The sequence below is a fragment of the Kineosporia sp. R_H_3 genome (genome assembly GCF_002198675.1).
Classification (GTDB): Bacteria; Actinomycetota; Actinomycetes; order Actinomycetales; family Kineosporiaceae; genus R-H-3.
Genome location: NZ_MWLL01000200.1, coordinates 1 through 13,289 on the forward strand (window position 1 = coordinate 1; position 13,289 = coordinate 13,289).

Genomic DNA, 13,289 nt, shown 5'->3' on the forward strand with positions numbered 1-13,289 from the left:
GCTGCGGCCCCGCCCCCCGCGGCCCCGCAGCCCGACGCGCCCGTCGGCGAGGTCGGCTACGACGACGTCACCCCCGGCCCGGACGCCGACGGCGGCGCCCCGGGCGACACCGGGTACGGGTACGGCTACCCCGCCGACCCGGAGACGACGGCGATCACGTTGCGGCCGACGGCGGACATGATCCGCGCGCATCGCCGCCGGGAGCGCCGCCGGACGCTGACCTTCCTCGGGATCTTCCTCGGCGTCCTCGCGATGGGCCTGGCGTCGTTCACGTTCTTCCAGGGCGCCTGGTCGTGGCCGTTCGGCGCCGCGAACGTCTCCGCCCCGGTCTGCCCGACCCCGACGCAGACCGCGCCGCCCGCGAAGAACGTCACGGTCAAGGTCTACAACGCGAGCAGCCGCACGGGCCTGGCCCGCACGGTGGCGGGCACGCTCAAGAAGCGCGGGTTCCAGATCGGTGAGGTCGGCAACGACCCGCAGGAGGCGAAGGTCCCCGGCGTCGCGGTGATCCGGCACGGGCCGGCCGGGCTCGAGGCCGCCAAGACCGTGGCCGCGTACATCGACGGCAAGGTCACGTTGGTCCCGGACGAGCGGGTCAGCGAGTCGGTCGACCTCGTCCTCGGCAAGAAGTTCACGAAGGTCCGGTCCGCCGCGGCGGCCGCCAAGGCCCTCACGCCCACGCTCGCGTCCGTCCCGGCCGGGTGCGCCCCGACCGGCGGCGAGCAGTCCTCCACCCCGTCCGGGAGCACCGCCCCGGCCGGCACGACGAGCCCGTCGAAGGGCCCGTCGAAGAACGCCTCGAAGACCCCGGCGCCGTCCGCGACCTGACGCCGACGCCGGCCCGGTGCGGTGCGGTGCGGACTACCGGCCCCCGCCGAGGTCCGCGCCGGTCGCGGCCTCGTCGATCATGCCGCCCAGCCACGCCTCGGCCGGGCCGGCGCAGTCCACGGCGGCCCGCCGGGCGACGCCGACGCGCACCCCGAGCCCGTAGGGCCGCACGGTGCGGCGGGCGCCGCGGTGCAGCCGCTCGGCGGTGTCGGCGGCGAACGCCGAACCGGCGGCGAGGAGCACCGCGAACCGGTGCGGCGACGTCCGGGCGACCCGGTCCGTCGTGCGGACCGAGACCTCGAGCAGGTCGCCGACGAGCGCCGACGGGTCCTCGACGGAGCGGCGGGCCTGCAGGTGCACGCCGGCCGCGCCCTCGGTCGAGCCCGCGGCGGTCACGTCGACGACGTCGAGGGTCACGACGACGAGGTCGGCACCGCTGCGGATCGCCTGCCGGGTGACGCCGGGCGCGGCCCGGAGCAGCCCGCGCGGGGTGAGCACCGTCGTCCAGCCGCCGTCGACCATCGCCCCGCGCCGCGGGCTGATCCGCGGCAGCAGCGACTCACCGAGCCTGCTCAGCGCCTCGAGACGTCCTGCTCCCATACGAGCCTGTCGGCAGCCGCGCCGCCGGGCTGAACCGTCACGCCCACGGAACGTCCTCGACCCGCACCGGCCGGCCGCCCGCGACCGCCTCGTCGATCGCCAGCGAGAGCGCGTGGTCGTGGCAGCCGTCGCGCAGCGGGTAGGGCTCCGGGCCCTCCTCGCGGGTCCACGCCGCGGTCGCGACGAGCATCGACGCGATGGCGATCTCCTCGTCGGCGAGGCGCAGCCCGGCGAACGGGTTGCGCCACAGCACCCGGCCGTCGAGCGAGACGTGGTCGGTGTCGTACCCGTCGAGGTCGAGGTCGTAGCCGACCTGGCGCCGCTCGAGCCGCGACCGGACGACGGTGCGCGGGCCGGCGAGCCGGGTCACGTCGTCCGTGTCGATCTCGCCGTGGCTGCCGCGGACGACGACCCGGCGGCCGCGCAGGGGGTTGTGCCACTGGTTGTCGCTGAAGTCGTAGACGCCGGAGACGTCGCCGAAGTCCAGCGTCGCGACGACGTTCGCGGCCCGCCTCGGCGTCGGGTCGTCGGTCCAGCCGTCGCGGCCGACCGGGTCGACGAGCGGCCCGTGCAGCGTCGTCCCGGTGACCGTCGCCGGCAGCCGGCCGATGCCGAGCAGCGTCCGCACGAGCGAGACCGCGTGGTAGCCGTGGGTCGAGCAGACCTGTACCTGCGACGGCGTCCCGACGGTGCCCGCGGCGACCGCCGCCCGCCGGGCCGCGTGCCCGGGCATGAGGTGGTACTGCTCGGCGACCTGGACCAGCCCGCTCGCCCCGACGTCCGCCCAGAGCGCGGCCAGCCCGGCGAGGTCGGGGGCGGGCGGGGTCTCGGTGAGCACCGGGACGCGGCGCCCGACGAGGTCCCGCACGAGGCCGGGGTTGGCGTCCCACGGGACGCTCGTGACGACGAACCCGGGCCGCCGCGCGGCGAGCAGGTCGTCGAGGGTCGGGTACGTCGGCACGCCCCATGTGGCGGCGGCCCGCGCCGCGACCTCGGGCCGGCGGACGACGCCCCCGCAGACGGCCAGCCGCTCCGGCAGCAGCGCGGCGAGCCGGAGGAAGAACTGCGCCCGCCAGCCGTACCCGACGACCGCGAAGGGCACGGGTTCGGACGGCAGGGCGACGGGCTGGACGGCGTCGTCAAGGGGTTCCGGCACGGCGCCCACGGTAGGTGCCGGGCCGGACCACCGCCGTGCGGCGGCGCGTCAGCAGACGAACTCGTCGACGAGCCGGCTGAGCCGCTGCCCGACCTCGGCGAGCTCCTCGGCCGCGGCCCGGGTCTGGGTGATCGCCGAGACCGACGAGTGCGCGGCCGACGTCACCTGGGTGACGCTCGTCGTGATGCCGTCCGTCGCGGCGCCGACGGCGGCCATGTTGTCCGCCATCTGCACCGTCGTCGCCGTCTGCTCCTCGACCGCCGCGGCGATCGTCGTCTGGTAGCCGTCGATCCGCTCGATGACCTCGGCGACGGCCCGCATGACGGCGGCCGCCTGGCCGGTGTCGGTGCGGATCGTCGCGACCTTGGCGACGATGTCGTCGGTGGCCTCGGCGGTCTGCTGCGCGAGCTGCTTGACCTCGTCGGCGACGACCGCGAAGCCCTTGCCCGCCGCACCCGCCCGGGCCGCCTCGATCGTCGCGTTGAGCGCCAGCAGGTTCGTCTGCTCGGCGATCGACGTGATGAGCCGGACGACGTCCTCGATCTCGGCCGACGACGTCGCGAGCCGCTCGATCGCGTCGTCCGCCTGCCGGCCCATCCCGACGGCCTCGCCCGCGACGCCGGACGCCTCGGACGCGTTCCGCGCGATCTCCTCGATGGAGGCCCGCATCTCGCCGATGGCCTGCGCCGAGGCGCCGACGCCGTCCCGGGCCCGGCCGACGGACTCCTCCGCCTCGCCGGCCTCGCGGCTCGTGCGCTCGGCGGTCTCGCTGAGGGCGTTCGCGGAGTCGGACAGGTGCCCGGCGGCACCGGCGACGGCGTGCGCGCCGTCCCGCATCTCGCGCACGAGGTCGGCGATCCGGCCGACGAACCGGTTGAACGAGACGGCGAGCGCGCCGACCTCGCCGCCGGCCTGCTCGTCGGCGCGCCGGGTGAGGTCCGCGCGGCCCTCCGCGATGTCCGCGAGCTGGGCGTTGAGCCGGTCGAGCGGCCGGACGACGGTGCCCGCGACGAACAGGCCCACGAGGACGGCGAGCAGGAGGGCGACGGCGCCGACGCCGAGCACCACGTCGCGGGTGTGCGCGGCGCGGGCGTCGAGCGTCGCGAGCGGCAGGGCCACCCGCAGCGTCCACGTCGAGCTCTCGCCGACCCGCACCGGCACGTCGACGACGAGGGCGGGGCCGTCGACGATCGCCGTGGTCCCGGTCGTCACGCTCGTCCGGCCGGACGACGCGACCCGTGCGGCGCCCGCGACGAGGGACTTCTCGGCGGGCTTGCCGACGACGGTGCCGGCGGGGCCGGCGATGGCCGTGCCGGAGGCGGTGACGAGCTCGACGCGGCCCGTGCCGAGCGGCCGGACGCCGGAGAGCCGTTCCTGCACCGACGAGAGCGCGGTGTCGACCCCGGCGACGCCGACGACCTTCCCGCCGACGACGACCGGCACGCAGACCGACGTCATGAGCACGTCGACCCCGTCGATCGCGTAGGTGTACGGGTCGAGGACGACCTCCTTGCCGGACTTCTTCGGCAGCAGGTAGTAGTCGCCGACGCCTTCCTTCTCGTAGTCGACGAGCGGCGTGACGGACGCCTTGCCGTCCTTGCCGATCACGGCGTACGGGATGTAGCGGCCGGTGGCGTCGCTGCGCGGGTCGGTGCGGTGCGCGGCGTCCGCCCCGTCGAACGCGTCCTTCTCCCAGACCGTCCAGGTGCCGAGGAAGCCGCTGTGCCCGCCGAGGACGGCGAGCAGGGTGCGGTCGGACGCGTCCCGGTCCGCGCGCCCGGCAGCGGCCTGCGCGCCGAGACCGGCTGCGAGATCGCGCGCGGACTGGACGGGCTCGTTCATGGCGCGCTCGACGTCGCTCGCGACGCCCTCGGCCACCTCGACGCCGTACCGCCGGCCGTCCTCGAGGGACGTCGCCCGGCCGGCCCACGTCGCGTAGCCCACGACCGATCCGAGTCCGACGACGGTGACGAGGACGACGAGCAGCACGATCCGGCCCCGGATCGTACGAAGACGACCGGACACGCCGGGGCTCCTTCGCGACGACAGGCGCCGCGGTGCGGCGCTGCCGGCAGCGGTTCGTGCCGGCTCCCTGGTTGTCGTCCGGAGCGGGCCGGGTCATGAGGCGTCGGCCGGGTGCTCGTCCGATGGGAACGATCCCGGCCGTGGGCCTACGTGGCCACGGCCGGGACCGGTCGTCCTGGAACGGTCAGATGTTCGAGGCCGGGTCCTGCCGGCCCTGCACGTCCGGGTCGTTCTCGGTCGGCGTCTGCGGGGCGGTGCCGCCGTCGACGCCGTGCTCCTGCGCGCCCGCCGGGGCGGCCGTCGAGTCCGAGGTGGCCGGGGCGGTCCACTGCGCGCTCGGGGCCGGGGTCTCGTCGGTCCCGGCGGCCGGTGCGCCGCCGGCGGGGGCCGTCCCCCACGGGGTCCCGGACTCGCCGGGCTCACGGGTCGGCGTCCCGGCCGCCTCGCCCGCGTCGCCCTTGCGCTTCTCGAACGCCTTGCGGACGTCCTCGGAGAGCTCGGTGAAGGTCACGGTGAGCGCGTCGGCGACCGACTTGCCGGTCTGCTTGACGTCCGCCTTGACCGCCGGGTCCTTGGCCGCCGCGCCGAGCGCGTCGAACGCGCCCTGGAGGGCCTCTCCGACCTTCTTGAACGCGTCGCCGACCTGCTCCTTGGTCTGGCTCGCGTCCTCGCCGCGCTGCTGCGCGTAGTGCTGCTTGAGTGAGGCGCCGAGGTTCTGCAGCTGGTCCCCCGCGTCGTTCCATGCCGATTTCACGTCTGCCATACGGACATTCCACCCCCGTTCCGGGATCGGGGCCAGTGGCGAAGTCCCTGCCCGCACCCTGGTTCGTGGCAGCACCGGGTCGGGGATCTCCCTGATCCTGCGCCGCGCCGGGAACCGACGGTCGGGGCCGCCCGTCCCAGGCCCCTCCGCGGGCGGGCCTCAGCCGGTGCGCTGCGAGGCGAACCCGAACGCCAGGCTCGTCGCGACCGTGAGCCACAGCGCGTAGGGCAGGAGCGCCACCCCGGTCCACGGCAGCGCCCGCCAGGCGAGGAGCGCGAGCACCCAGGCGAGGACGGCGGCCACCGTGAGCGAGACGGCCGCCGCGGTGAGGGCGTGCGGCACGTAGAACAGGTACGCCCAGCCGAGGGCGAAGGCCGCGTTCGCGACGAGGACCGCCAGCCACAGACCCGCGGTGCCGCGCGGCGTCCGCAGCCCGAGCGCGACCCCGGCGGCGCCCAGCGCGAGGAAGTTGTACGGCCACGCGACCCCGAACACCCAGTCCGGCGGCTGCCAGGACGGCTTCGTCAGGGCGTCGTACCAGCCCGGGTCGGCACTGACCCAGCGCGTCGCGAGCACGGCGTACGCGACGACCACGAGCACCGCGGCGACGGCGAGCACCCGGTTCCACCTCTCGTCCGGCGCGGGGACGGCGGCCGGGGCCGACCGGCCCGTCGCGTCTGCGGGGATCATGCGTCGACGCTCCCGGGTGCCGGGCGAGGTGTCAAACGGTGGCGGGGGCGCCCGGACCGAGCGGGCCGAGCGGCTGGCGGTACAGGTGCTCCTGCCCGTAGGCGGTGAAGCCGACACCGCGCAGGATCGGTGCCGACGTCCCGACCCGGCCCTTGACGAGTGCCAGCGTCGCGCCGTGCTCGAGGGCCACGGCCATCCGGTGCAGCAGGACCGCGGTGTAGACCCCGCGACCGCGCAGCGCGGGGACGGTCGCCGCGCCCCAGAGCCGCGCGACGTCGTCCGCGAGGGTGCAGCCGCCGGTCGCGGCGGGGACGCCGTCGACGGTCGCGAGCACCGAGAACCCGCCGCGTTCCCGGATCGGCCGGCCGAGGTCGGCCAGCTCGGCCGCGAGCCACGCGTCGTCGTCCTCGGGGACGAGGGCGTCCCACACCTGGACGGACACGTCGTTCGCCGCCCGCAGCGCGGCGGCGTCGTCGACGAGCCGGACGTCGACCCCCGCCGGGGCCGGTCGTCGCACGGCGTCCGGCAGCCCGCCGGCGAGGTCGAACGCGAGGACGTCGACGGTCTCGACGACCTCGGCGCCCCGCCGTGCGAGCGCCTCACCGAGCCCCGCGGGCGTCGTCCCGTCACCGACCCACCACCCGAGCGTCGTGCGGCCCCAGCCCCGGGCGATCCCGGCGACCTCGCCGACGAGGCCGTCCGCGGGCCGCGCCGAACGGCACCGCGCGACCTGCGTCGGGTGCTCGAAGCTCTCCGGGTAGCCGACGAGGTGGTACTCGTCCGTGTCGACCTCGGGAGCGCCGGGCGGCACCCAGACCCACTCGGCCGCGGCGGCGCGGACGGCGTCCGGGGTCCAGCGGGTCACGGGGCCTCCTCGGGGACGGCTGCGGTCGCATCGGGCGTACCGACCGAGCAGTCGGTGACATCTCGGAGCTCCGACGGAGATGTTCCGAGCTACGCATGCTAAGTCGGAACATCTCCGGGCTTGCTGACAGCTGGACCACTCAACCGTCAGCCGGGCCGGCCGTGCGACCCAGGAGGATGGCTGCGTGACCACGCACGCGCACGACCTCGCCACCACCGGCCCCTGGCGTCTGCCGACGGCCACCGCCGAGTACGTCGTCGCGCCGTCCGCGTCGGGGACCGGGCTCGACCTCGTGCACTGGGGCGCACCGGGCACGGCGTGGGGGCACGTCGCCGTCGAGCAGACGAACGTGCTGACGCCGACCGACGTCGAGCCGAGCGAGTGGACGGCGCTCGGCACCCGGCACGTGCAGCGCGCCGAGCTCGTCGCGGACCTCGGGGACGGGCTCGTCGGGGTGCTGCTGCGCCTTGGCGGGGTGCGCGTCGAACGGCCCGGGACGGCGCCCGGCCGGCACACGCTCACCGCCCGGCTCACGGACACCACCGGCACGCTCGCGGTCGACCTCGTCGTCACGACCGACGAGCGGCACGACGTCGTCCGCAAGCACGTCGTCGTCGAGAACGCCTCCGCGGCCCGGACCGTGCGGCTGAGCCGGGTGTTCAGCGGCGCGTGGGACGTCCCCGTCGGTCCGGGTGCGGACGTCGACCTGCTCACCGGGGCGTGGGCCGACGAGCTCACCCGCACGCGGGCCGCGCTGCCCGCCGGCGAGCTGAGCATCGGCAGCCGCAACGGGCTGACCGGCCACCTCTACGCGCCCTGCGTCGTCGTGCAGCGTTTCGGCGCCGACCCGGGCGCCGACGAGGCGTTCGGGGTCAAGCTCGCCTGGAGCGGGTCGTGGCGGATGTCGGTGGACGCCGTCCCGACGCGGGGGCGGGTGCGGGTCGGCGGCGGCGTCGACGACGAGTCGACCGTCGTGACCCTGGAGCCGGGGCAGCGGTTCGTGGCACCGGACATGCTCGGCACGTGGAGCCCGGACGGCGTCGCCGGGGTGACCCGGCGCTGGCACGCCTTCCAGCGTCTGGAGGTGCTGCGCACGACGGGCCCCGAGCACCGCCCGGTCGTCTACAACTCCTGGTACGCGACGGCCTGGGACGTCCGTGTCGAGCACCAGGCACGGCTCGCGGCCGTCGCGGCGGACCTCGGCGCCGAGTGCTTCGTCGTCGACGACGGCTGGTTCGCCGGGCGCACGAACGACCACGCCGGCATCGGTGACTGGCGGCCGGACCCGGTCAAGTTCCCGCACGGTCTGGGCCCGCTCATCGACGCCGTGCACCCCCGGATGCGCTTCGGGCTGTGGGTCGAGCCCGAGTGCGTCAGCCCGGACAGCGACCTCTACCGGGCGCACCCGGACTGGGTGTACCGGGCCGGGGACCGGCCGCTCGTCGGCGTCCGCCACCAGTACGTGCTCGACCTCGGACGCCGCGAGGTCGCGGCCCACGTCGCCGGCGTGCTGCGGGACCTGTTGCGGGAGAAGCGGATCACGTTCCTCAAGTGGGACATGAACCGCCCCGTGACGGACGGCGGCCGGCCCGGCGACCCGCACGGCCGGGAGTGGTCGGTGCAGCACACGCGGGCCTACTACGACCTGCTCCGGATGATCCGCTCGGAGTTCCCGCACGTCACCGTCGAGTCCTGCGCGAGCGGCGCCGGCCGCCTCGACGACGCCACCCTCGCGCTCACCGACGTCACCTGGGCGAGCGACCACACCGCCCCGCGCGCCCGGCTCGCCGTCCAGCACGGGTTCCTCACCGCGTACCCGGCCGCCGCGATGAGCTCGTGGGTCACCGGCTGGGACGACCACGGCGAGGGCTGCTCGCTGGAGTTCCGGTTCGTCGTCGCGATGGCCGGCGCGCTCGGGATCGGCGTCGACCTGCTCGCCTGGGACGGCGCGACCCGTTCCCGCGCAACGGCTCTCGTCGCGTTGTACAAGGAGATCCGGCAGTGCGTGCACGAGGGCGCCGTCACGGCGCACGGCCACCCGGACGACGCCCGCTACGCCCTGACGTTCGTCGCGCCCGACGCGGCGAGGGTCGTCGTCCTCGCCTACGGCCGGCCCGCCGCGGGCCGCGCCGACCTCGTCGTCCGGGTGCCCGGCCTCGACCCGGCGGCCCGCTACCGGCTCACGAACCGGGGCACCACGCCGCTCCCGGCCGACGCGCCGCCCCCGTCGGCACCGGCGCGCGGCGGGCTCTTCGGCCGCCGCCGCGACCCCGTGCCGTCCGACGCGACCGTCGTCAACGGGCGCGACCTCGCCACCGGGTTCGTCGTCCCCTGGGCGCTGGCCGCGGACGCCGACGTCGTCGTCCTCGACCGCTGCTGACGGCGCACCGCGCGCCGGCACAGATCACACCAACGGTCGTCGGTCTTGTCAGGGGGGACCTCTAGGGTTTCTCCTGTGATCGAGGGAGGGAGCGCCATGGACGCTGCGCAGAAGGTCTGGTCGGGGGCGGAGCTCGCGGGGTTGTCGCCGGCGCAGGACCAGGCGGTCTTCGACGCCGCCGTGCTGACGAGCCTCGAACCGATCTCACCGGACTTCCTCGCCCGCGTCCGCAGCGGCCTCCTCGACCAGATCGCGGCGTCCGACGCCCGTCCCGCGGGGTGACGACCGGCCGCCGCCAGGTCCGCGCCACCCCGGCCTTCTTCGACCAGCTCGACCGGCTGCTGCCCGCCGAGCCGGCCGGTGACGGCCGCCCGACCCGCGGGGAGTTCGACACCTTCGAGCTGCTCAAGATCGTCGACCGCTTCGCCGCGGGCTTCGACGCGCTGCCGCAGATCCTGCCCGGCCGCCCGGAGTACCGGGTGCTCGTCACCGTCGGCCGGCTGGTCCCGATGGTCGCCGTCGTCGCCCGCCTCGGCGCGGACGGCGCCGTGGAGCTCGTCAGCGTGCACATGGAGCTGCCTGCGGGCTGAGCCGGCCCGGGGTCAGGTCCCGGCCGGGCGCTCCGCCGTCCCCTCCGGCCGCAACCGCGCGAGCAGCCCGCCGGCCGGCAGCAGCAGCGCCGCCGACACGAGCAGCGCGACCGGGATCGACGTCCGGGACGCGAGCGCCCCGAGCGGCGGGCCGCCGGCGACCTGGCCGACGGCGTCCATCTGGCTGTTCACCGACAGCACCGTCGCGCGCGACGCCGAGTCGACGTTGCGGTTGAGCCAGGCCGCCTCGATGGGGCCCGCGAGGGAGCGGGCGGCATCCCGGAGCCACTTCGCGACCATGACCGGCCACAGGCTGCCGAGCAGGGCCAGCCCGACCACGCCCGCGGCCTGCACGCCGACCAGGCCGGCGAGCAGCACGTTCGGGTGCGGGTCGGCGACGACCCGCTCGGCGTACCGGTTGACGACGAGGCTCACGACGAGCGAGAGGGCCGCGCTCACGAGGGCGAAGAGGGTGAACGCGCCGACCGCGCCGCTGCCCTGGCCGAGCCCCGGCACGTCCGGCAGGTCGAAGCCGGCCACGACGCGCGGAACCCACAACCGGTCCACCGCCTCGCTCGCGAGCCCGAGCACGAGGCTCACGACGAGGAAGGTGCGGACGACGCGGCGCGAGCGGGCCTGGTGCAGCCCGTCGCGCAGCGTGCGGCGCATCGCGGCGAACGTCTCGCGCTCCTCGCGCGGCGCCGGGCTGAAGTTGCGCTCCGGCATGACGACGGCGAGCACCAGCGCCAGCAGCACGTAGCCGGCACCCGCGACGAGCAGCGGGACGGCGAGCCCCACGAGCGCGACGGCACCGGCGAGCAGGGTGCCGAGGAACGTCATCGCCAGGCCGATCTGGGTGGCCCGGGTGAACAGCGGACGGACGGCGTCCTCGCCGACCTCGTCGGTGACCCAGGCCTCCGTCGCGCCGGACGTGAACGTGTACCCGATGCCCCACACGACCTGGGCGAGGAGCACCGCCCACAGCTCGGGCACGGCCCCCTGGAGCACGAGCCCGGCCCCCATGACCGCGAACCCGATGATCACCGAGAGCCGTCGGGAGTACAGGTCGGCGACGATCCCGGTCGGGATCTCCCCGAGGAAGCACGTGAGCTCCATCGCCGTCCCGACGAGGACCATCTCGAACGGCGACAGCCCGACGACCTCGACCTGGTAGAGCAGGTTGAGGGTGAACCCGAGCGTCCAGAACAGGGACGAGAAGGTCTCCAGCGCGTAGTAGACGCGCGCAGCGTCGCCCCGCGCGCGACCGCCTCCGGCGGCGTGGATCTCGGGCACGGGCGGACGCTACCGAGCAGCGGGCGCCGGGGTCGACACGGTTGCCGGGCGCCGCACGACGCCGTCCCGGCCCCGCACCGGCCGCCGGGCACCCGGCTCTCCTTCCGGACAGGTACGGACCTGCCCTGACAGACCGTTCGACGCAGCGACCCTTCCTTTTCGTCACCGGGTGCAGTTAATCTCGACCCCACGCCGCAGGACGTTGGTCCCGGCCGCAGGTGATGCACCGTCGCGCACCCAGGAGGAACCGTGAACGAGCCCACCACGAAGGACGTCGTCGAGACCGACGCCGTCGCCCCCGCGGCCGACGAGGCCACCGTCGAGACCCTCGTCGAGGACGTCTCGATCGACGGGATGTGCGGCGTCTACTGACGCCGCACCCCGTGCCCCGGCGAGCGTCGTGACGCTCCCCGCCGAGGCCGGCAGCCCGACGGGCCCCCTTCCCGACGCCCGGTCCGACCCTCGATCCGGGTCGGCCGCGACCCCCTCTGCGCCAACGGGTTTCGACCTGGACGTGGCGTGGCGGCTGCATGCGCAGGTCGCGGTGCGGCCGGAGCCGTTCGGGGCGTTGCTCTACCACTTCGGGACCCGTCGGCTGTCGTTCCTCAAGGACCCCCTGCTCACGGACGCCGTCCGGTCGCTGCCCGACCATGCGACCGCGCGGGCGGCGTGCGTGGCCGCAGGCGTGCCCGACCCGGTACCGGCCGACGTGGCCGGCGCCCTGGAGACCCTGGCGCAGACCGGGATGATCGTGCGGAGGGACCCATCATGAGCGGGACGACGGTCACCGAGGACCGCCCGGGCCGGGCCACGGCCACGCCGACGGCCACGCTGACGGCACCGACGCCGGCCCCGAAGCTGGTGGACCTGTTCGAGCAGGGCCTGCAGTCGCCGATCTGCCTCACGTGGGAGCTCACCTACGCGTGCAACCTGTCGTGCGTGCACTGCCTGTCGAGCTCCGGACGGCGTGACCCGCGGGAGCTGTCGACCGCGGAGTGCTTCGCCGTCATCGACGAGCTGCAGCGGATGCAGGTGTTCTACGTGAACATCGGCGGCGGCGAGCCGACGGTCCGCCCGGACTTCTGGGAGATCGTCGACTACGCGACCGCGCACCAGGTCGGGGTGAAGTTCTCCACGAACGGCGTGAAGATCACCCCCGAGGTCGCGGCACGGCTCGCCGCCAGCGACTACGTCGACGTCCAGATCTCCCTCGACGGCGCGACGGCGGACGTCAACGACCACGTCCGCGGGCCCGGGTCCTACGCGACCGCCGTCCGCGCCATGGAGAACCTCGCCGAGGCCGGGATGACCGGCTTCAAGATCTCCGTCGTCGCGACCCGGCACAACATCGGCCAGCTCGACGCGTTCAAGGCCCTCGCGGACCGGTACTCGGCGACCCTGCGGATCACCCGGCTGCGCCCGTCCGGGCGCGGCGCGGACTCCTGGGACGACCTGCACCCGCTGCCCGGCCAGCAGCGCGAGCTCTACGACTGGCTCGTCGCGAACACGACGGGGCCGGACGGCGCCCCGGTCGACACGGTGCTCACCGGGGACTCGTTCTTCCACCTCGCCGCCTACGGCGACGCGCTCCCCGGCCTCAACCTCTGCGGCGCGGGCCGGGTCGTGTGCCTCATCGACCCGGTCGGCGACGTCTACGCCTGCCCGTTCGCGATCCACGACTCGTTCAGGGCCGGCAACGTCCGCGACGCCGGTGGCTTCACCGGGGTCTGGCGCACCAGCGACCTCTTCGCCGACCTGCGGATCCCGCAGAAGGGCGGCACCTGCACGTCCTGCTCCGCCTACGGCACCTGCCGCGGCGGCTGCATGGCCGCGAAGTTCTTCACGGGCCTGCCCCTGGACGGCCCCGACCCGGAGTGCGTCAAGGGCTACGGCGAGACCGCCCTGGCGGCGCTCGACGCGGCCGACCTGGCCGCCGTCCCGAAGCCCGACCAGGACCACTCGCACCGCACGACCCGCGCGGCCCGCCCCGTTCCCGTGACGATCGGTCGCACGGCGCCGACGTCGACCCGCGCCGTGAGCGCCTGCGAGGACGACCCGCTCGCAGGCTTCTCACCGCGCCTCACCGGCTGAGCAGGAGA

The 13,289-nt window shown here is 75.3% G+C and carries 14 protein-coding genes; 7 read left to right on the plus strand and 7 right to left on the minus strand.

Features of this window, described 5'->3' with window-relative positions; genetic code table 11:
- A partial coding sequence (locus tag ECOMGDLI_RS24725; protein WP_158221141.1) for a LytR C-terminal domain-containing protein occupies positions 1-828 on the plus strand: 828 nt, incomplete at its 5' end.
- Between the two features lie 33 nt (positions 829-861).
- Here the strand turns inward: ECOMGDLI_RS24725 and ECOMGDLI_RS24730 are convergent.
- The 6 genes from ECOMGDLI_RS24730 to ECOMGDLI_RS24755 all read right to left on the minus strand — a co-directional run bounded on the left by ECOMGDLI_RS24730 (position 862) and on the right by ECOMGDLI_RS24755 (position 6,927).
- Positions 862-1,428 carry a hypothetical protein gene (locus ECOMGDLI_RS24730; RefSeq protein ID WP_088319515.1) on the minus strand — a complete coding sequence of 189 codons (567 nt, stop codon included), beginning with the start codon at positions 1,426-1,428 and terminating at the stop codon, positions 862-864.
- 37 nt (positions 1,429-1,465) lie between these two features.
- On the minus strand, positions 1,466-2,584 hold the full coding sequence (locus ECOMGDLI_RS24735) for a Gfo/Idh/MocA family protein (protein ID WP_233153619.1): 1,119 nt from the start codon (positions 2,582-2,584) through the stop codon (positions 1,466-1,468).
- Between the two features lie 48 nt (positions 2,585-2,632).
- Entirely contained in the window at positions 2,633-4,609 is a 1,977-nt protein-coding gene (locus ECOMGDLI_RS24740; RefSeq protein WP_143447911.1) for a methyl-accepting chemotaxis protein, read from the minus strand.
- Positions 4,610-4,793: 184 nt separating this feature from the next.
- On the minus strand, positions 4,794-5,372 hold the full coding sequence (locus ECOMGDLI_RS24745; protein ID WP_088319517.1) for a hypothetical protein: 579 nt from the start codon (positions 5,370-5,372) through the stop codon (positions 4,794-4,796).
- A 159-nt stretch (positions 5,373-5,531) separates the two neighbouring features.
- Positions 5,532-6,062, minus strand: a complete 531-nt coding sequence (locus ECOMGDLI_RS24750) for a TspO/MBR family protein (RefSeq protein WP_088319518.1) — start codon at positions 6,060-6,062, stop codon at positions 5,532-5,534.
- 31 nt (positions 6,063-6,093) lie between these two features.
- Positions 6,094-6,927 (minus strand): GNAT family N-acetyltransferase, encoded by an 834-nt coding sequence (locus ECOMGDLI_RS24755; RefSeq protein ID WP_088319519.1) that lies wholly within the window; start codon positions 6,925-6,927, stop codon positions 6,094-6,096.
- A gap of 184 nt (positions 6,928-7,111) precedes the next feature.
- Between ECOMGDLI_RS24755 and ECOMGDLI_RS24760 the strand changes: the two genes are divergently transcribed.
- The 3 genes from ECOMGDLI_RS24760 (at position 7,112) to ECOMGDLI_RS24770 (ending at position 9,897) form a co-directional block, all read left to right on the plus strand.
- On the plus strand, positions 7,112-9,307 hold the full coding sequence (locus ECOMGDLI_RS24760; RefSeq protein ID WP_143447912.1) for an alpha-galactosidase: 2,196 nt from the start codon (positions 7,112-7,114) through the stop codon (positions 9,305-9,307).
- Positions 9,308-9,403: 96 nt separating this feature from the next.
- A complete protein-coding gene (locus ECOMGDLI_RS24765) occupies positions 9,404-9,589 on the plus strand; it encodes a hypothetical protein (RefSeq protein WP_088319521.1) in 186 nt (61 codons plus the stop codon).
- Entirely contained in the window at positions 9,586-9,897 is a 312-nt protein-coding gene (locus tag ECOMGDLI_RS24770) for a hypothetical protein (RefSeq protein ID WP_088319522.1), read from the plus strand. The genes ECOMGDLI_RS24765 and ECOMGDLI_RS24770 overlap by 4 nt, the downstream gene beginning before the upstream one ends.
- Positions 9,898-9,909: 12 nt before the next feature.
- On the opposite strand, the gene ECOMGDLI_RS24775 is transcribed toward ECOMGDLI_RS24770, so the two are convergent.
- Positions 9,910-11,190: an MFS transporter gene (locus ECOMGDLI_RS24775; RefSeq protein WP_088319523.1), complete on the minus strand. Its 1,281-nt coding sequence runs from the start codon at positions 11,188-11,190 to the stop codon at positions 9,910-9,912.
- 249 nt (positions 11,191-11,439) lie between these two features.
- Here ECOMGDLI_RS24775 and mftA point away from each other — a divergent pair, with 249 nt between their 5' ends.
- The 3 genes from mftA (at position 11,440) to mftC (ending at position 13,281) form a co-directional block, all read left to right on the plus strand.
- A complete protein-coding gene (gene mftA, locus ECOMGDLI_RS24780) occupies positions 11,440-11,562 on the plus strand; it encodes a mycofactocin precursor MftA (RefSeq protein WP_088319524.1) in 123 nt (40 codons plus the stop codon).
- A 142-nt stretch (positions 11,563-11,704) separates the two neighbouring features.
- On the plus strand, positions 11,705-11,962 hold the full coding sequence (gene mftB / locus ECOMGDLI_RS24785; protein ID WP_233153620.1) for a mycofactocin biosynthesis chaperone MftB: 258 nt from the start codon (positions 11,705-11,707) through the stop codon (positions 11,960-11,962).
- On the plus strand, positions 11,959-13,281 hold the full coding sequence (mftC, locus tag ECOMGDLI_RS24790; protein WP_088319526.1) for a mycofactocin radical SAM maturase: 1,323 nt from the start codon (positions 11,959-11,961) through the stop codon (positions 13,279-13,281). Before mftB ends, mftC begins: the two co-directional genes overlap by 4 nt.
- The last annotated feature ends 8 nt before the right edge of the window (positions 13,282-13,289 follow it).